The sequence below is a fragment of the Actinoallomurus iriomotensis genome (genome assembly GCF_030269445.1).
Lineage (GTDB): Bacteria > Actinomycetota > Actinomycetes > Streptosporangiales > Streptosporangiaceae > Actinoallomurus > Actinoallomurus iriomotensis.
Map to the genome: position 1 here is coordinate 94,640 of NZ_BSTJ01000009.1, position 17,021 is coordinate 111,660.

At 68.8% G+C, this 17,021-nt stretch carries 18 protein-coding genes, 1 tRNA gene and 1 pseudogene; 7 read left to right on the forward strand and 13 right to left on the reverse strand.

The features are described from left to right. Positions 1 to 21 precede the first annotated feature (21 nt). From QSK37_RS32745 to QSK37_RS32770, 6 genes are read right to left on the reverse strand one after another with little or no spacing between them, the layout of a single operon-like run. Positions 22 to 1,371: a serine/threonine-protein kinase gene (locus tag QSK37_RS32745; RefSeq protein ID WP_285629068.1), complete on the reverse strand. Its 1,350-nt coding sequence runs from the start codon at positions 1,369 to 1,371 to the stop codon at positions 22 to 24. A gap of 2 nt (positions 1,372 to 1,373) precedes the next feature. After that, a complete protein-coding gene (locus tag QSK37_RS32750; protein WP_285629070.1) occupies positions 1,374 to 2,816 on the reverse strand; it encodes a peptidoglycan D,D-transpeptidase FtsI family protein in 1,443 nt (480 codons plus the stop codon). Next, positions 2,813 to 4,309 (reverse strand): FtsW/RodA/SpoVE family cell cycle protein, encoded by a 1,497-nt coding sequence (locus tag QSK37_RS32755; RefSeq protein WP_285629072.1) that lies wholly within the window; start codon positions 4,307 to 4,309, stop codon positions 2,813 to 2,815. Before QSK37_RS32755 ends, QSK37_RS32750 begins: the two co-directional genes overlap by 4 nt. Further along, positions 4,306 to 5,874: a PP2C family protein-serine/threonine phosphatase gene (locus QSK37_RS32760; protein ID WP_285629074.1), complete on the reverse strand. Its 1,569-nt coding sequence runs from the start codon at positions 5,872 to 5,874 to the stop codon at positions 4,306 to 4,308. The genes QSK37_RS32755 and QSK37_RS32760 overlap by 4 nt, the downstream gene beginning before the upstream one ends. After that, positions 5,871 to 6,356 (reverse strand): FHA domain-containing protein FhaB/FipA, encoded by a 486-nt coding sequence (locus tag QSK37_RS32765; protein WP_432705624.1) that lies wholly within the window; start codon positions 6,354 to 6,356, stop codon positions 5,871 to 5,873. The genes QSK37_RS32760 and QSK37_RS32765 overlap by 4 nt, the downstream gene beginning before the upstream one ends. Before the next feature lie 11 nt (positions 6,357 to 6,367). Further along, complete coding sequence (locus QSK37_RS32770; RefSeq protein WP_285629075.1) at positions 6,368 to 7,108, reverse strand: FHA domain-containing protein; 741 nt, start codon at positions 7,106 to 7,108, stop codon at positions 6,368 to 6,370. A gap of 107 nt (positions 7,109 to 7,215) precedes the next feature. Here QSK37_RS32770 and QSK37_RS32775 point away from each other — a divergent pair. Next, a tRNA-Leu gene (locus QSK37_RS32775) sits at positions 7,216 to 7,298 on the forward strand. Between the two features lie 160 nt (positions 7,299 to 7,458). Here the strand turns inward: QSK37_RS32775 and QSK37_RS32780 are convergent. From QSK37_RS32780 to QSK37_RS32805, 6 genes and pseudogenes are all read right to left on the reverse strand, one after another. Next, positions 7,459 to 7,857, reverse strand: coding sequence for an SbtR family transcriptional regulator (locus tag QSK37_RS32780; protein ID WP_349498008.1), 399 nt, complete (start codon positions 7,855 to 7,857; stop codon positions 7,459 to 7,461). Beyond that, positions 7,856 to 7,972, reverse strand: a pseudogene (locus QSK37_RS32785) (TetR family transcriptional regulator); the annotation flags it as partial. The gene QSK37_RS32780 and the pseudogene QSK37_RS32785, both read right to left, overlap by 2 nt. 225 nt (positions 7,973 to 8,197) lie before the next feature. Then, complete coding sequence (locus QSK37_RS32790) at positions 8,198 to 8,983, reverse strand: SAM-dependent methyltransferase (protein ID WP_285629077.1); 786 nt, start codon at positions 8,981 to 8,983, stop codon at positions 8,198 to 8,200. 110 nt (positions 8,984 to 9,093) lie between these two features. After that, positions 9,094 to 10,506: an FAD-binding oxidoreductase gene (locus QSK37_RS32795; RefSeq protein ID WP_285629079.1), complete on the reverse strand. Its 1,413-nt coding sequence runs from the start codon at positions 10,504 to 10,506 to the stop codon at positions 9,094 to 9,096. Positions 10,507 to 10,607: 101 nt separating this feature from the next. Continuing rightward, positions 10,608 to 11,231: a chorismate mutase gene (locus tag QSK37_RS32800; protein ID WP_349498015.1), complete on the reverse strand. Its 624-nt coding sequence runs from the start codon at positions 11,229 to 11,231 to the stop codon at positions 10,608 to 10,610. A gap of 21 nt (positions 11,232 to 11,252) precedes the next feature. After that, complete coding sequence (locus QSK37_RS32805; RefSeq protein WP_285629081.1) at positions 11,253 to 11,810, reverse strand: hypothetical protein; 558 nt, start codon at positions 11,808 to 11,810, stop codon at positions 11,253 to 11,255. Between the two features lie 308 nt (positions 11,811 to 12,118). Here QSK37_RS32805 and QSK37_RS32810 point away from each other — a divergent pair, with 308 nt between their 5' ends. The 6 genes from QSK37_RS32810 to QSK37_RS32835 all read left to right on the forward strand — a co-directional run bounded on the left by QSK37_RS32810 (position 12,119) and on the right by QSK37_RS32835 (position 16,279). Then, complete coding sequence (locus QSK37_RS32810; protein WP_285629083.1) at positions 12,119 to 12,676, forward strand: hypothetical protein; 558 nt, start codon at positions 12,119 to 12,121, stop codon at positions 12,674 to 12,676. A 1-nt stretch (position 12,677) separates the two neighbouring features. Next, complete coding sequence (locus QSK37_RS32815; RefSeq protein ID WP_285629085.1) at positions 12,678 to 14,117, forward strand: dihydrolipoyl dehydrogenase family protein; 1,440 nt, start codon at positions 12,678 to 12,680, stop codon at positions 14,115 to 14,117. A gap of 82 nt (positions 14,118 to 14,199) precedes the next feature. Next, positions 14,200 to 14,988 (forward strand): alpha/beta fold hydrolase, encoded by a 789-nt coding sequence (locus QSK37_RS32820; RefSeq protein ID WP_285629086.1) that lies wholly within the window; start codon positions 14,200 to 14,202, stop codon positions 14,986 to 14,988. Positions 14,989 to 15,067: 79 nt separating this feature from the next. Beyond that, positions 15,068 to 15,235: a hypothetical protein gene (locus QSK37_RS32825; RefSeq protein WP_285629088.1), complete on the forward strand. Its 168-nt coding sequence runs from the start codon at positions 15,068 to 15,070 to the stop codon at positions 15,233 to 15,235. Continuing rightward, positions 15,232 to 15,711 (forward strand): MarR family winged helix-turn-helix transcriptional regulator, encoded by a 480-nt coding sequence (locus tag QSK37_RS32830; protein WP_285629090.1) that lies wholly within the window; start codon positions 15,232 to 15,234, stop codon positions 15,709 to 15,711. Before QSK37_RS32825 ends, QSK37_RS32830 begins: the two co-directional genes overlap by 4 nt. After that, positions 15,704 to 16,279: a TetR/AcrR family transcriptional regulator gene (locus QSK37_RS32835; RefSeq protein WP_285629092.1), complete on the forward strand. Its 576-nt coding sequence runs from the start codon at positions 15,704 to 15,706 to the stop codon at positions 16,277 to 16,279. The genes QSK37_RS32830 and QSK37_RS32835 overlap by 8 nt, the downstream gene beginning before the upstream one ends. A 40-nt stretch (positions 16,280 to 16,319) precedes the next feature. On the opposite strand, the gene QSK37_RS32840 is transcribed toward QSK37_RS32835, so the two are convergent. Then, on the reverse strand, positions 16,320 to 16,934 hold the full coding sequence (locus QSK37_RS32840) for a TetR/AcrR family transcriptional regulator (RefSeq protein WP_285629094.1): 615 nt from the start codon (positions 16,932 to 16,934) through the stop codon (positions 16,320 to 16,322). Positions 16,935 to 17,021 lie beyond the last annotated feature (87 nt).

Below are 17,021 nucleotides of genomic sequence, written 5' to 3' on the forward strand. Positions count from 1 at the left end.
TCTGGCACTTTCCCTAGTCGTCTACGCCCTGCCCTCAGAACCTAGCGCGCCGTCGGCACTGCTTGACGGCGTCGGGTCCGGAGAACTCGGCGACGATGGTGTCGCTGGCGTTGTGGGCGTCCGCTTTGGGGGCTTAGGTGTCGGAGTCGGGTTGGTGGACGGTGCCGAGGCCGTGGAACTCGGCGAGGGGAAGGGGTACGAGTCCGTGGGGGCGGGCTCGGATGGCTGAGGCTGCTGGGACGGCGCGCCGGTGTCCGGCTCACTGCTGAACCGCCCGGTGGGCGAGGGGGAGTCGACCGGCGCGACCCGGTTGCCGTCCACGAGCTTAGTGTGACCGGAACTCTTCCACAGGGCGCTCGTCGCGAACACCGCCGTGCCCACGAGGACCACCGCGCACGCGATCGCCGCGACGATCCGGTGCGTACGGCGGCGCCTGGCGGCCGCACTCGGCACGGCCCGCGTCTCGCCGAACGCGACGTCGTCCTGCACGCGGGTGCGCATGTCACCGGCCGACACGACCTCGGTCGCGGCTCCCGCGTCCTCACCGGCGGCGCCGCCACCCGACAGCCGCAGCCGGCGCGCCTGCTCGGCCACCTCGTGCGCGCCGGCCGGACGGTCCTCGGGCTCCTTGGCCAGCATCGCGCTGACCAGGCCGCGTACGGCCGGTGGCACGTCGGCGGGCAGCGGCGGCGGGTCCTCACGGACGTGCATGAGGGCCAGCGCGATCGGGGTGTCGGCGGCGAACGGCGGCACGCCCGCCAGGCACTCGTACGCCACGACGCCCAGGGAGTACAGGTCGGAGGACGGCGTGATCCGGCGCCCCGTCGCCTGCTCGGGCGAGACGTACTGCGCGGTCCCCATCACCTGGCCGGTCTGTGTCATCGTGGCCGACCCGCCGCCCCGGGCGATGCCGAAGTCGGTGATCTTCACGACGCCGTCGCCGGTGACCATGAGGTTCGCGGGCTTGATGTCGCGGTGGATGATGCCGGCGGTGTGCGCGACGTGCAGCGCGCGGGCCGCCTGGCCGATGATGTCGAGCGTGGTGTCCGGGCTGAGCCGTCCCTCGACGGACACGATCCGCGACAGCGTCTCGCCGTTCACCAGCTCCATCACCAGATAGGCCAGCTCGTCCTGCTCGCCGTAGTCGTAGACCTGAGCGATGCCGCTGTGCTGCAGCGACGCGGCGAAGCGCGCCTCGGCGCGGAACCGGTCACGGAAGCTCTCGTCGGAGAAGTACATCTCCTTGAGGAGCTTGACCGCGACGGGGCGGCCGAGCAGCTCGTCGGTGGCCTTCCAGACCTCGCCCATGCCGCCGGCGGCAAGGCGCTCATCGAGGCGGTACCGGTGATTGAGGACGAGGGGGGTGGTCATTACTAGAGCACCGCCTGGACGATTCTCAACGCGGTCGGCGCGGAGTTCTGCGCACCGCTGGACTGCTCGCTGCCTTCGGTGACGACCGCGAAGGCGACCTTCGGGTTGTGCTGCGGAGCGAAGCCGACGAACCAGTCGTCGTAGTAGCCGTTGCCCGTTTCGGCGGTGCCGGTCTTACCGGCGATGTCCTGGCCGCCGACCACGGACGACGCGGTGCCGGTCAGAACCACCTGCCGCATCATCTCCTGCAACTGGCTCGCGGTGTTCGCGCTGATCGGCTGGCCCAGCACCTGCTCCTGCGCGGTGGCCAGCTCGGACTGGTCCGGCGCCGTGACCCGCTTGACCAGGTACGGCTTCATCTCCTTGCCGTTGTTGGCGATCGCCTGCGCCACCATGGCCATCTGCAGCGGCGTGGCGGTCACGTCGCCCTGGCCGATGCCGGAGCGGGCCAGGTCGTCACCGCCGATCTTCTTGGCCGGGTAGTTCGCGCTCGCGCTGCTCATGTCCGGCTCGACCTGGAACGGCTTGTTGAAGCCGAACTTCTGGGCCTGCTCCAGGAGCTTGCTCTGGCCGAGCGTGCCGGCCAGGCGGCCGAACGTGGAGTTGCAGGACGCCGCGAAGGACTGGATCAGCGGCGGGGAGCCGTTGCACTTGGCCTCGTCGCCGTCGGAGTTGTGCAGCGTCGTGCCCGACTCGGGCAGCCGGAGCTCGCTGGCGTCGAACGGGGAGTCCTTGGTCATCCCGCCGCTCTCCAGGGCGGTCGCCGAGTCGATGATCTTAAATGAGGAGCCCGGAGGGAACACCTCGTTCATCGCCTTGTTGAGCATCGGGTTGCCCTTTTGCCCCTGCAGGCGGGTGGACGCCTTGGCCGCCTTGGCGCTGTCGTGGGTGGCCAGGTCGTTGGTGTCGTACGACGGGAAGGAGGCCATCGCGAGGATGGCCCCGGTCTTGACGTCGACGGCGACCGCGGCGCCGCGCCTGCCGCTGAGGGTGGCCTGCCGGATGCCGTCGTAGGCCGCCTGCTGTGCCTTCGGGTTGATCGAGGTCTGCACGGTCGCGCCGGCGGCCTTCTTGCCGACCAGCATGTCGAACCAGTTGCGCACCGTCAGCCGCTTGTCGGTGCCGTCGAGCAGGCCGTTGTAGCCGCCCTCCAGGCCGGTGCGGTTGAACGGGCTCAGGAAGCCGGTGATCGGGGAGTACAGCTCACCCTGCTTGTAGAGGCGCTGGTACTCCTTCTTGTTGATCTTTTTCGAGGAGGCCAGCGTCACGCCGCCCGCCGTGATCGGGCCGCGGTTGTGCTGCCACTGCGCGGTGAACTGCCGGGCGTTCAGCGGGTCGGTCTTGAGCTTGTCCGCCTGCGAGCCCTGGATGTAGTTCACGTTGATCATCAGGATGACGAGCAACGTCAGCGCTGCGATCGCCACCCGGCGAAGAGGCTTGTTCACGCGGTGTTCACCACCTGGGTCATTCCCTCGTCCTGGATGGGCTGCGGCGCCGGGCGCCGGGCCGCGTCACTGATGCGGATCAAGATGGCGATGAGGATCCAGTTGGCGAGGAGCGACGACCCTCCCTGGGCGAGGAACGGCGTGGTCAGACCGGTCAGCGGGATGAGCCGCGTGACGCCGCCGACGATCACGAAGACCTGCAGGGCGAACACGAACGACACACCGCCGGCGAACAGCTTGGAGAAGTTGTCCTTGGTGGCGATCGCCGCCTTCATGCCGCGCTGCACGATCAGCGCGTACGCCAGGAGGATCACCATGAGGCCGGTGAGCCCGAGCTCCTCACCGAAGGACGTGAAGATGAAGTCGCTGTAGGACAGCGGCGTGCGCCACGGCTCGCCCTGGCCCATGCCCGTGCCGAGCACGCCGCCCTGGCCCATCGAGAACAGGCCCCGCATGAGCTGGCCGCTGTCGGCGATGTACTGACCGCCGTGGGCCGAGCAGGTCTGGGCCATCTGGTTGTGGATGACGCCGTTGATCTTGCAGCCGCCGTCGAAGTACGGCTTGGGGTCCAGCCAGGTGTCGATCCGCTGGGCCACGTGCGGAATCATCGGTGCCACCAGGCAGGCGCCGGCGAGGAGCAGCAGGCCGATCGCCACCCACTCGAAGCGCTCGGTGGCGATGTACAGCATGCTCACGAACAGGCCGAAGAACAGGATCGCGCTGCCGAAGTCGTTCTCCAGCGCCAGCACACCGAGACAGATCGCCCAGATGACCAGGATCGGGCCGAGGTCACGGGCGCGCGGCAACTTGATCGGCCCGAACTCCTTGCCCACGGTCGACATCGCCTGACGCTTGTTGACCAGGTAGCCGGCGAAGAACGCGACCAGCGCGAGCTTGGAGAACTCACCCGGCTGGATCGACATCGAGCCGATCCGGATCCAGATCTTCGCGCCCATCGCGCCACTGATCGAGGAGGGCAGGAAGCCCGGCAACGCCAGGAAGAACAGGCCCAGCGCGCCGATCGTGTAGATGTAGCGCTGCACGATCTTGATGTCGCGCAGCACCAGCAGCGTGACGGCGAAGAAGATGATGCCGAGCGCGGTCCACTCGAGCTGGTTGGTGGTCGAGGGCCCGATGTAGGAGTAGCTCTTGCCGGCCGCGATGGTGGCCTTGGCGTCGGCGCTGGTGTTGAGGTCCAGCCGGTAGATCATGGCCAGGCCGATGCCGTTGAGGAACACCGCGAGCGGCAGCAGCAGCGGGTCGGCGTACGGCGCGAAGCGGGCCACCACGATGTAGGCGCCGGCCGCCAGGATGCCCAGGCCGATGCCGTAGCCGTACATGCCGGCCGGCAGCGATCCGTCGCGCGCCAGCCCGACCTGCGCGAACCCGGCAACCGTGATGATCATCGCGAAGATGAGCATCCCGAGCTGGGCGCTGCGCCGCGGGCGCGTCGCGACCGGTATGCCTGCCTCGTTGGTCGATATGGCGCTCATGAGTGTTTACCCGACTGCGGGCAGCCCTGCAGCGTCGTGGGGTGGCTGGCGCACTGGGACGCCTCGACACGCAGCTGCTGGACCTTGTCCTGCGCGTGCGCCAGGTCGGGCAGCGTGATCCCCTTGTGGACGTCCTGCTTGGACTTGGAGGTCAGGGAGTTCGTGTGGATCTTGGGGTCGGAGGTCTCGATCACCTTGTTGGCGCAGCCCTCGCTCTGCTGCCCGTGGCCCTTCCAGATGGCGACCACGCCCTTGCCGTCCTCGGCGACCGAGGTGCGGCAGATCCTGCCGCGCAGGTTGTCGATGGTGTGGCGGGCGCTCGCCAGGCTGCTGAGGTTGTCGATGGTCCTGCGCACCGAGGACTGGGCGTCGGGGGTCAGGTCGTCGACCTTGAGGTCCGAACGTTCCTTCAGGTGGGACAGCTTCTGCCCGAGGACCTTGTCGTTAATGCCCTGGAAGATCACCACTTGGCCGTTGTCGGCGGCGACGTAGTACTGCCCCTGCACGCTGCTCCAGGCGACGTACGATCCGCCCGCCACCAGCAGGACCAGCACGACCGCGATGCCGACCAGCCAGGGCCACCGGCGGCGCGGGCGCATCTGCGTCAGCTGGAGGGCGTCGTCGGCCTGCGGCGGCACCGCATGCATGTCGGCGACGGTCACCGCCGCGCCGGACTGCTGCGGCTCCCCCCGTAGTGCCGCGGCGCGGTGGGCCGGGGACTCGCCGGCCATCGCGCCCCCGGGGGCGCCGCCGCCCGGGTTGTCGGCCTCGCCGCGGGTGCGGGTGGAGTTGTGCGCCGCGCCGGCCACGATGGGCTTCGGCGGTGGCCCGGGAGGCTGCTGCTCCAGCTCCACGACGTCGGCGACGACACAGGTGATGTTGTCCGGCCCGCCGCCGCGGTTGGCCAGGTCGATGAGCTGGCGCACCGCCTGCTCCGGCTCGGCGACGGAGCTCAGCGCGTGGTGGATCGTCTCGGCGGTCACCACCGAGCACAGCCCGTCGGAGCACAGGAGGTAGCGGTCGCCGAGCTGCGCCTCACGCAGAGACACGTCGGGCTCGACCTCGCCGCGGCCGTCGAGCGCGCGCAGCAGGAGGGAGCGCTGAGGGTGGGAGGCCGCCTCGTCGAGGCTGATCCGGCCCTCGTCGACCAGCGACTGCACGAGCGTGTGGTCGTGCGTGATCTGGAACAGCTCGCCGTTGCGGAGGAGATACGCCCGCGAGTCGCCGATGTGGACGAGGGCCAGCTGCCGGCCGTGCCAGAGCATCGCGGTGAGCGTCGTGCCCATGCCCTGCAGGGACGGGTCGCCCTCCACGATGCTGTGCAGCGTCTCGTTCGCGCGGTGGACGGCCTGTTCGAGCACGCCGACGATCTCGTTCGCCGGGATGTCCACGTCGAGTGGCTTCAGGGTCTCGATCGCCGCGGCACTCGCGATCTCGCCGCCGACGTGACCCCCCATCCCGTCGGCAACGGCCAAAAGCCGCGTACCGGCGTACGCGGAGTCTTCGTTGCCCTCCCGGAGGAGGCCGACGTCCGATCGTGCGGCGAAGCGTATTCCGATTGTCATTTGCGCAGCTCTATGACGGTTTTCCCGATACGGATCGGTACGCCGACGGGAACGGGCTCCGGCCGGCTCACCTTGGCACGCCCGAGGAAGGTGCCGTTGGTGGAACCGAGATCCTCCACGAACCACTGACCGTTCTGTGAGAAGAGCCGGGCGTGCCGTCCCGAAGAGTAGTCGTCCCCGAGAGGCAGCGTGACGTCATTGCCACCACGACCCATGACGATCTCTGTACCGGCGAGATCGAGGGTCGTACCCGCGCGAGCGCCCTGAGTGATGACGAGCTTCGTCGGCTCCGAGCGCCTCGAACGCGGCGCCGCGGCCTTCGGCTGCCGGGCGGGCTGGGCCGGCTTGGAGGACCGCAGCGCCTTCGCGGCGGCCTTGGACCCCCACAAGTCGGCCCGGATCACGCCCACGGCCGCAATGACGAACAGCCATAGAACGGCCAGGAACGCCACCTTCATGAGGGTCAAAGTCAGTTGGTTCATCGGAGTCGGAGCTACTCCCTGTCGCGACGGAACACGAGGGTTGTACGGCCCAGGGTGACACGCGCGCCATCACGCAGCGTCACGCGCCGGATCGGCTGGCCGTTGACGAAAGTGCCGTTGGTCGACCCTAGATCGACCGCGACCACCTCCGGACCCTCGACTCTGATCTCGGCATGGTGCCGGGAAACTCCCGGGTCGACAAGCCGAAGATCACAATCGGTGCCGCGACCCAGCAAAGTCACCGGTGTGGTGAGGTCGTACGTGTGGCTTTCCTGCCCCTCGGTACTGACGAGAAGCCGCGGCCGTCCGCCGGAGAACCCGCGCGCCGGCGGCGGCATGTCGCTCATCGGCTGGCGGATCTCACCACCCTCCACCGTCGAACCGCGGATGACACCGGACCGGATGCGGAACATGCCGGTGCGTAGATCATCGGCGTTCTCGAACCGCACCCGTACCGGCCCCACGAAGGAATAACCCTGCTCCTTCGCGTGCTCACGAGCGAGATTGGAGAGTTCCTGGCTCAGACTGTCGGCGTACACCGCGAGCCGCTCACCGTCGGGATGCGAGATCTCGACGACGAAGTCGTTCGGCACCAGCGTGCGACCCTGCGCGACGATGGCGGCGCGCTCGTCCATCTCACGCTGGATGGCGCTGGCGACCTCCACTGGCTGCAGCTCCGACTTGAAAGCCCGAGCGAAGGCACCCTCCACCATGCCTTCGAGCCGGCGCTCGAAGCGCTGTAGGACACCCACGTGCACCTCCCTTCTCCACTGCTAGACGATCGTATCCGTGCCTTGGTTCGCATGGAGCAACCAAGTTTCGACCAGTCCGGCAAGGGTGCTAATCTCTGAGGCGCCACGGGCGAGTGGCGGAACGGCAGACGCGCACGGTTCAGGTCCGTGTGTCCGAGAGGATGTGAGGGTTCAAATCCCTCCTCGCCCACGCGAGACTGGGCCATCGTGGTCGCCCCCCTTCTGGGGGCTTCCCCGGTGGTCCGCGTCATTTTTCCCGGGGGGACGACCCCCCGGAGCCCCCCGCGGTGGGGGGCTTTCGCCCCCCACGCCCCCCGTGGGTTGTTGTCTGTGATTGCGGGTCGGTCTGGCTACCTCTGGTTGCGGGGCCGTCCGTAGATCTTTTGGGTGTCGGCTTGTGCGGCTACGGGTGGCTCGCTGTTTTTATGGCGTAGGCCGTCGTAGAGGATCGTGGTGATGGTTGCCGCGTCGTCTTTCCAGCCGGTGGTGCGGATGCCGCAGATTCCGCCGAGGGCGCGTAGAACCAGGCGGCCGGTGATATCGGTGCGGATGACGCCTGCTGCGGCGGCTGCGAGGAGAAGTTCGTCCAGTGCCGTCGCCATCCTTTCGCGGGCCTCGCCGAAGACGGGCGAGTCGGTCGCCATGATGCTCTCCAGTGCCTCGCCCATGCCTCTGCCGACCGCCGCGTGTTCCACGAGCAGCAGCAAGAAGGTGCGCAGTGCCTCCTCGGGAGGTTGCCAGGGCTTCACGGGTGTCGAAGCGGCGGTAGAGGGTGCCGATCGCCACGCCGGCCCGCCGAGCGATCTCGTCCACGTGAACGTCATCCTCGGCCAGGAGCGCTTCTCGTGCGGCGGCCGGCGGCATCGCCTTCAGACGCGTCGCGCCGCGACCAGCACGGGCCCGCCCGGCACCGTGGGGAATCGCCGTTCGTCCCGCAGGCCGTACGCGGTGAGAGTCTTTGTCATCCGGTCCGCGTCGTAGGCGTTGCCGCCGTTGGTATGGCATGCCAGCCGCCGGCCTCGCCGTGGTCCCCCGCAGCCGCCGCGGCTTGGCGCAGCGAACCAGGGGGCCGCGGTGGGCCGTGACCGCTCAGGGGACCCGGGCGACGCCGACGTGGAAGCCGCTGCGCTCGGGTGCCGGCGCCGGGTCCTCCCGGTACCACTCGGTGGCGAACACCAGCCCCGGTGCGACGAGTTCCAGTCCCTCGAAGAAGGGTTCGACCTCGCTGCGGCTACGCAACCGCAGCGGGATCGCGCCCTTCTCGTATGCGGCCTCGATCTTCCCCTTCCACTCCGGGTGCTGGTCGGCCGTCCCGTGCGAGAGGAGCAGGAAGCTGCCCGGAGAAAGTGCTTCCACGAGGGTGCGCACGATGCCGTACGGGTCCTCGTCGTCGGTCAGGAAGTGCAGGAGGGCGACCAGGGACAGGGCGACGGGGCGTTCGAAGTCGAGCTGTGCACCGGCGAGTTCCAGGATGGCCGCGGGCTGCCGCACATCCGCGTGGAGGAAGTCGGTGACACCCTCCGGGGTGCTGGTCAGCAGCGCTTCCGCGTGAGGCAGGACGCTCGGGTCGTTGTCCGCGTAGAGGATCCGGGCGTCGGGCGCGATCGCCTGCACGATCTGGTGCATGTTGGGCTCGGTGGGGATGCCGGAGCCGATGTCGAGGAATTGGTCGACGCCGTTCTTCGCCAGCCAGGCGGCGGCGCGGTGCATGAACGCCCGGTTCCGTGTCGCGTTGCCGCGCGTTTCCTCGGGCAGCGCCTGGCCGACCTTCTGGTCGACGGGGTAGTTGTCCTTGCCGCCCAGCAACCAGTCGTAGACACGTGCGGGGTGGGGCTTGCCGGTGTCGATGCCGGGGCGGGATACGCCGGCGGTCATTGGACATTCCTTCCTACGCGGAACCTCGGGCGCGAGTCCCACGCGTGCACTGTGGCTGAGGATCGCCTGCACGGGTTGACCGGATCGGCTTGTTGCCTTCACCGTCTTGGTCATAGGGCAGGCGTGCAGGGAAGCGGTGTGCCGACGAACATGGAGTCCGGGTCCACCGCGGACTTGATGGCGAGCAGGCGTTCGGTGTTCGGCCCGTAGGAGTGGGCGACCTGATCCGGGGTCTCTGGGCCGAGGAAGTTCACGTATCCGCCCGGCAGCGAGAACGGCTCGAGCGCCGCATGCAACTGCTCGACCCAGCGTAGATGCCGGGCCCCGCCCTCACCGGCGCTGTCGTCGTCCTTCTCCCACAACGAGATCAGCTCCGCCATCTGGTGGGGCTCGCGTCGGCCGAAGGCCGTCGAGTCGAGCGGTACCCGGGCGGCGGCCCCATGGAACTGGTGCAGCAGGATCGCGGAGAACGGTGAGGTGAACGCATGGGCGCCCTGCACCAGAACATCGGTAATGGAGGCAGAAATGCCGGATATGTTGCGGGAACGAATTGCGCCCATCCGCCCGACCGGGAACATGGCATCCGTCGCAGCCAGCCCGGCGGAACGAGTAGTCCGCCCGATGTCGACCAGCAATGGCATGCCCAGCCGGGTCAGCGCGTGCACCGGCCCGTTCTCGGTAGCTCCCTCGTCCAGGTCTCCCGACCATGTGGGCGCGACGTAGACCGCAGGGGCTCCGTCCGCGCTGGGAAGAAGACCCACGTCCACCGTCAACTCGTCCGGACCGCCTTGGAGGATCTCACTGAGATCGCCAAGAACGCGAGAAGTCTGCGAAATCGGGTAGAAGATGGTTCCGGTCACGACGGTCGGCACGGGGTGCAGACGAATCCGCGCCGACGTCACGACACCAAAATTGCCGCCGCCGCCACGCAACGCCCAGAACAGGTCAGGCTCGTGTTCGGCGTCAGTGTCCACTCGGGAGCCGTCGGCGAGGACGACCTCGGCGCCGAGCAGATTGTCGGCCGCGAGCCCGAACCGCCCGGTCAGCGGGCCGTATCCGCCGCCCAGCGTGATCCCGACCATGCCCACGGCGCCAGCCGTCCCGGTGACGGCGGTCAGGCCCACCCGCTCGGCGGCGGCCACGACGTCGGACGAGAGCGCGCCACCTTCCACCGTCGCGACTCGCCGGTCGGCGTCGACACGGACTCCGCGCATGTCGGTCAGATCGATGGCCAGTCCCCCGGGGCGAAGCGCCCGCCCCCAGAAATCGTGTCCGCCACCGCGTACCGACACCGGCACGCCGTGCTCGCCGGCCGCCCGTACAGCGGCCTGCACGTCGGCCGCGGTCGCACACCGCACGACCACGGCGGGACGGATGTCGGCTGCCCCGTTGAACAGCGTCACGGACCTCTCATACTCCGGGCCGCCGGTGAGCACGCGGCTTGAGCTGATCGTGGACCGCAGGTCTGCCAACAGCGCGGCGTTCACTTCATCACTGCGATCGACGTCGGGACGAGACGGCATGGACACTCCTGTCACAGGTCAAGGGGGTTGTTCGAACGAACGACAACGCGGCGAGGCGTCGTGTCATATTTCGCGTGTATGTATCGCTCACTACACATAACTCAGTTCACGTGGGCGGCGCATACGGAGTGCACCGCCCCCGTGAGCGCCTGGCGGTGAAGGGCGTCCAGCCGTTCCAGTGCCGCGCCCGAACCGGCGGCCACGGCGAGTTGCACCGTGCATGCCGTCGGCTCGGCGCGCAATCGGACCGTGGCCTTCAACTCGCGGAGCAGGTCCGCGGTCAACTGGTCGAGCCGCGTGCGGATCTGTCCTAGGTCGGGACGGGTCGTCGGGGCTTCTTCGGGGTGTGCGGCCCAGCGTGTGAACAATCCTTTTTGTACGACCTTGCTCGCGGTGATCTGGTCCTGGAAGAAGGCCGTTGCCGAAACCGGATCGAGCCCGAGGTCGCCGGCCTGGTTTCGCACCTGCTCCAGAACCTGCTGCTCGCGCGCGGGGTCGTCGATCGGTGAGCCGGTGCCGAACTTGGACGCTGCCACGTCATCGCTCACGCGGAGCCGCTGGATGATGAGGTCGGTCAATGGGCCGAGCCTGCCGAGCGACCTGCCCGGCTGGAGGGCGTCGGTCGAAGAATCGGCGTTCGCCGGTGCACCTGCGGCGTCGGCTTGGGGAACGCTCACTCTGGTCACGCCGACCACCAGCGCGGTGACCGCGAGGCCGCGTGCCACGGTCCTGCTCGACTTCAACTGTCAGCCCTCCTTCGCGGCGCGGCTGAGGCGGATGGCCGAGATCAGGAAGAAGACGCCTCCGGGGATGGCGTAGCCGGCCGCGTTGGTCAGCGTCGGGTTCTCCGCGGAGGCGCCGATGATGAACGAGCTACCGGCGAGCACGGAGATCGCTCCGCTGATGATCATCGGCCACTGGCCGCCCATGGTGCGACGGGTGACGCCCACGATCAGTTGGACCAGCCCGGCGACGACCGCCCAGGCGCCCCACACTCTCAGGACCGCCGGAATACCGGACGCGCAGGCGATGGCCACGCCGACGGCGGTGAGCAGGCTGACCACGATGTTCACATACAGCAGCACGGGCGATCCGGTGGTACGCGACGCGCGGGCGTCGACGATGGCGGCGGCCACGTCGAACAGCGGGTACAGCACGAGCAGAGTGACCGCGAGCGGACCCAGTTTCGAGGCGGTCGTGAACATCACGAGGGCCCAGAGGATGGCGAATCCGAAGCGGACGAAGTACAGCCGCCGCAGGGTGTAAGCCGTCCCGGCGATGCTGCTCGAAGCGATTGTGGTCACAGTGGCCCTTTCAACGGTGGTGTGGCGCAGGGAAGCACGTTCAGCGGGTAAAGAACGAACGTTCTGTCTGGATGAGCATGGCAACTCTGCCATGCACTGTCAAGACAGAACGTTCTACTCCAATAAACGTAGAAGGTAGAACGTTCTGTCTTGACGTCTCAGAGGAGCCGTGCCATCGTTGGCCGCGATAGAACGTTCGGTCTCGTCAATCTCGGATCCGGTGGTTCAAGCATCTGGTCGAGGAGGCCGGCGGCGGGCGTTCGCTGACCCGCATAGCCCTTGTCCGCTGATTGTTCGAAAGGATCGTCGTGACCGCCGTTGCCTCATCCATCCCCCGCGGGATCGCGCCGGCTCTACGCCGCCTGTATCTCGTTCGGTTCGGGTTCGCCATCGTCTGGGCCCTCCTGCTGTTCGCCACCAAGTCGGACCTCGGGCCGGTCGGCGCCACCCTGCTCGTCGTGTATCCCCTGTTCGACGTGGCCGCGGCAGTCGTGGACACTCGTTCGTCCCGCACCACCGGGCCGGCGCGCGGACTGTACGTGAACATCGCGATCAGCCTGCTCGCCGCCATCGGGGTGGCCGTCGCCTGCGCGTCCGGTGTGCCGGCCGTCCTGCGCGTGTGGGGCGCCTGGGCGATCGTCTCCGGGCTCGTGCAGCTGATCGTGGGCGCCGCGCGCCGCACGATGGGCGGCCAGTGGCCGATGATCCTCAGCGGTGGCATCTCCGTGCTCGCCGGCGCTTCGTTCGTCACGTCGGCCTCCGCGGCGAACCCGTCGCTGGCCAACATCGCCGGCTACGCGGTGCTGGGGGGCATCTTCTTCCTCATCTCGGCGCTGCGCCTCGGCCGCGCCGCCAAGGAGCGCTGACATGGACACCACGACGTACGACGTCATCGTCATCGGCGCGGGTCCGGTCGGGGAGAACATCGCCGATCGGGTGGCGCAGGGCGGCCTCAGAGCCGCGATCGTCGAGCGGGAACTGGTCGGCGGCGAATGCTCCTACTGGGCCTGCATGCCGACCAAGGCGCTGCTGCGGAGCGCGGCCGCGCTCCGGGCGGCCCGGCACGTGCCCGGCGCCCGTGAGGCGGTGACGGGTGACCTGGACACGGCGGCCGTGCTCCGTCGTCGCGACTCCTTCGCCTCGAACTGGAAGGACGACGGGCAGGTGTCCTGGCTCAGCCAGGCGGGGATCTCGCTGTACCGCGGGCAGGGGCGGATCAGCTCCACCCGGGTCGTCGAGGTGACCGGCGAGGACGGCGCGACCACCTCGCTGACCGCACGGCACGCGGTCGTGATCGCGACTGGAAGCGGCGCGCTGGTCCCGGACATCGCCGGTCTGCGCGAGGCGGCACCGTGGACCAGCCGGGAGGCGGCCGCCGCGAGCGCGGTCCCCGGCCGGCTCGCCATCATCGGCGGTGGCGTGGTGGCGTCGGAGATGGCGACCGCGTTCGCCGGTCTCGGGGCTTCGGTGACGATGCTGGCCCGCGACGGTGTGCTGCCGCTCGCGGAGCCGTTCGCCGGCGAGCGGGTCGTCGAGTCGTTGCGGGACGCCGGTGTGTCGGTACGCCTCGGTGCTGAGGCCGGATCCGTGAAGCGCGACGACGACGGAACCGTGTCCGTCGCTCTCACCGACGGTGAGCAGATCGAAGCCGACGAACTCCTCGTCGCGATCGGCCGTACGCCGAACACCCAGGACATCGGTCTTGACCACATCGGTCTGACGCCGGGCGCCTGGCTCACGGTCGACGACACGTTGCGCGTCCTCGGGGACGACGGGGCGCCGATCGGTGACGGTTGGCTGTATGCCGCCGGTGACGTCAACCGGCGCGTGCTGCTGACGCACCAGGGCAAGTACCAGGCCCGCGCCGCGGGCGACGTCATCGTGGCACGCGCGAAGGGCGAAGCGGTCGAGGACGGCCGATGGGGCCGGCACGCGGCAACGGCCGACGAACGTGCGGTGCCACAGGTGGTCTTCACCGAACCGGAGATCGCGTCGGTGGGACTGACCGCGGCCGCGGCCGCGGCCGCCGGACTGCGGATCCGGGTCGTCGACCACGACCTGGGCGCCGTCGCCGGATCCGCCCTGCACGCCGACGGGTACCGGGGGCACGCGCGCATGGTCGTCGACGAGGACCGGAAGGTGATCGTCGGGTTCACGCTCGCCGGTCCCGACGTCGCGGAACTGCTGCACGCGGCGACGATCGCGGTCGTCGGGGAGGTTCCGCTGGACCGGCTCTGGCATGCGGTTCCGGCGTTCCCCACCGTCAGCGAGGTGTGGCTCCGGCTGCTGGAAGCCTACGGCCGCTGACCGCTCGGCAGAGATCCGCCCCGTCGCGATGACGGCGGGACGAGACGACAGCACTACAACTTCCCGAAAGGTTCGATCTGCCATGCGTTTGCGCTTGTTCCGCGGTGCCGCGATCGTCGGCGTTACCGCACTCGGCCTGCTCACGGCGACCTTGTCGGCCGTGGCGGCGACTCCCGGCAAGCCGGATGACGGCCCGAAGCCGACCGTCGTACTCGTTCACGGAGCGTGGGCGGACTCCTCGAGCTGGGACCCGGTCATCGAGCGGCTGACCCGCGACGGTTATCCCGTGCGGGCCATCGCCGATCCGCTGCAGGGCCTGACCAGTGACACCGCCTACGTCAGCAGCTACCTGTCCACGATCGACGGCCCCAAGGTGCTGGTCGGCCATTCCTACGGTGGCGCCGTCATCACCAACGCCGCGACCTCCGTCCCCGACGTCAAGTCCCTGGTCTACATCGCCGCGTTCATCCCCGCCAAGGGCGAGACCATCGGTGAGCTCGCCGCCAAGTCGACCCCGGCGCTGCCGCTGGTCTCCACTGAGGTTCCCGGCGGCACGGAGGTCACCATCGACCCGGCGCGGTTCCGCACCGCCTTCGCCGGTGACCTCGACAAGGCCACCGCCACGGACCTCGCCGTCACCCAGCGGCCCGCCAACACCAGAGCCGTCACCGATTCGAGCGTCGATGAGGGCTTTCGCAGCATTCCCTCCTGGGCCCTCATCACCCGCCAGGACCACGCCATCAGCCCCGACGTGCAGCGCTTCATGACCGCCCGGGCCCACTCGCGCACCACTGAGGTGGACGCCTCCCACGCGGTCATGCTCAGCCGTCCCGACGCCGTCACCAAGATCATCGAGCAAGCCGCGCGGTGACCTCTGCGTCCGGCGGCCGCCGCCCCGCCGGACGTCCGCGGGACATCTCGAACCAGAATGCGACCGGGCAAGGGGACCCATGACCGTCGAAGTCGACACCACCGCACAGGCCGGGACCGTGCCGATGACTCGCGCGCAGATCGGGCAGGCCGGCCTCGCGCTGCTCGGTCTCACCCGGCAGGACACGGCGTACGGGCAGCTCGCACTGGCCATGGGACTGCTCGGCATCGGGCTCGGGCCGCGATGATCCCCGGCGAAACGATCGCGAACCTCGAACGCGAGGTCGCCGTTTTCGTGCGCCAAGAGGGCGCCGCGTCAGGACGGCTCGGCCGTGAGACGCACCCGGATCTCACGGCCGCCACCTACGGCCTGCTGGCTCACCTGGCCGACCGCGGTCGGCGCCGGCCCACTGAGATCGCCGAGCACATGGGCATAGCGTCTCCCGTTGTCTCGCGCCGGCTCCAGCTGCTGGAGACGCTCGGTCTCATAGAGCGGTTTCCCGTGCCGAACGACGGCCGGGCTTATCTGGTGGGCCTCACCGACGAGGGCCGCCACCGCGTTGCCGAGGTCCAGGACGTCCGCGGCAGGCGGCTGGGTGAGCTTCTCGAGTCGTGGCCGGAACGCGATGTCCGCACCTTCGCCGAACTCCTCGCGAAGTTCAACGGCAGTGCCGCCGGGCCGGCTCGGCACCGCGTGACGACGGGCGGTGACGTCCGTGGGTGACCGTTCTCCGGCGCGGTCGCGGCTGCTCGGCACGGCGAGCCGCCTGTTCTACACCGAGGGGCTTCACTCCGTCGGCATCGACCGCATCGTGGCCGAGGCGCAGGTGACTCGCGCGACTCTCTACCGGCACTTCCCGAGCAAGGACCACCTTGTCGTCGCCTATTTGAGAGAGGTCGACAAGGCCATTCGCGCCAAAGTGGCCGAGGCCGCCGCCCGGGAAGAGTCCTCGGCCGACGTCGTACGAGCCGTCGGTGAGTCGATCGCCGCCGATATCCGGGCTCCCGGGTTCCGCGGCTGCGCCTTTCTCAACGCCGCGGCCGAATACCCTGACCCCGCGCACCCCGTGCACCGAACCGTTCTCGTCCACCGCGAGTGGTTCCTCCGCACGATCACCGATCTGATGACGCACGCCGGGGCCACCGCACCCGATCCCGCCGCGAGGCACTTCGTCATGTTGCGGGACGGGGCGATGGCGGCGGGCTCCCTCGCCGACCCGGAGCCGATCTGCCGCACGCTTCTCCGCGGGGTCGAAGGTCTGCTGAAGTACCAGGATGCCCGCGTCGTCTAGCAGGCGGCGGGTCGCGGTCTGATCGTCGGAGCCTTGGCTCTCAGGCGGTCTTCGCCCCGGACCCGCCAGACGTGGAGCCGATGCGGTGCTGCAGGATTCCGTCGACACCCTGGAGGAACGTGTCGCAGACCTCCACCGGGTCGGAGAGGCAGCCCTCGGCCATCGCCCCGTCCCGCAACATGACGAAATGCCGGGCCGCGAGCTCGGGTGGCGTCTCGCCGACTTGCGCGAGCAGATCAGTGACGGTGTTCAGGAACCACTCGCGGTGAGCGAGGACGGTCTTGTGAACGGGATGCTCGGGATCCGGATACTCCGCGACGGCGTTGAGGAAGGCGCATCCACGGAAGGCGGCTGACTGGATACCGTTGGCGATCGACTTGGCGATGGCTCGCAGGATGTCGGCGGCCGGTTGGTCGCTGCCGAGGGCTTGGCCGACCTGATCGCGATCGGCCTGGTGGACCGCCTGCAGGTACGCGACGACGAGTTCTTCCTTGCCGGGAAAGTGCCGGTACAGCGTCGCGCGGGTCACCTTCGCCTCCGCGACGATCCGATCGATCCCGACGGAGTGGATTCCCTCGGCGTAGAAGAGCCGGGTGGCGGTCTCGAGCAGCCGCGATCGTGCTTCGGAAACCTGACCTTGAGCGTTGTGCGCCATCGTGGGGGAAGTCTAATCGATAGAACGTTCAGTATCCCGAGGCCCCTGAACATGGTGGGTTCGCATACGTCGGCGATATGTCGCGCT

Coding starts and splice junctions, on each gene's coding strand:
- QSK37_RS32745 (WP_285629068.1), bottom strand. CDS start 1,371: ATGACCACCCCCCTCGTCCTCAATCACCGGTACCGCCTCGATGAGCGC.
- QSK37_RS32755 (WP_285629072.1), bottom strand. CDS start 4,309: ATGAGCGCCATATCGACCAACGAGGCAGGCATACCGGTCGCGACGCGC.
- QSK37_RS32760 (WP_285629074.1), bottom strand. CDS start 5,874: ATGACAATCGGAATACGCTTCGCCGCACGATCGGACGTCGGCCTCCTC.
- QSK37_RS32765 (WP_432705624.1), bottom strand. CDS start 6,356: ATGAACCAACTGACTTTGACCCTCATGAAGGTGGCGTTCCTGGCCGTT.
- QSK37_RS32790 (WP_285629077.1), bottom strand. CDS start 8,983: ATGACCGCCGGCGTATCCCGCCCCGGCATCGACACCGGCAAGCCCCAC.
- QSK37_RS32795 (WP_285629079.1), bottom strand. CDS start 10,506: ATGCCGTCTCGTCCCGACGTCGATCGCAGTGATGAAGTGAACGCCGCG.
- QSK37_RS32815 (WP_285629085.1), top strand. CDS start 12,678: ATGGACACCACGACGTACGACGTCATCGTCATCGGCGCGGGTCCGGTC.
- QSK37_RS32820 (WP_285629086.1), top strand. CDS start 14,200: ATGCGTTTGCGCTTGTTCCGCGGTGCCGCGATCGTCGGCGTTACCGCA.
- QSK37_RS32825 (WP_285629088.1), top strand. CDS start 15,068: ATGACCGTCGAAGTCGACACCACCGCACAGGCCGGGACCGTGCCGATG.
- QSK37_RS32830 (WP_285629090.1), top strand. CDS start 15,232: ATGATCCCCGGCGAAACGATCGCGAACCTCGAACGCGAGGTCGCCGTT.
- QSK37_RS32840 (WP_285629094.1), bottom strand. CDS start 16,934: ATGGCGCACAACGCTCAAGGTCAGGTTTCCGAAGCACGATCGCGGCTG.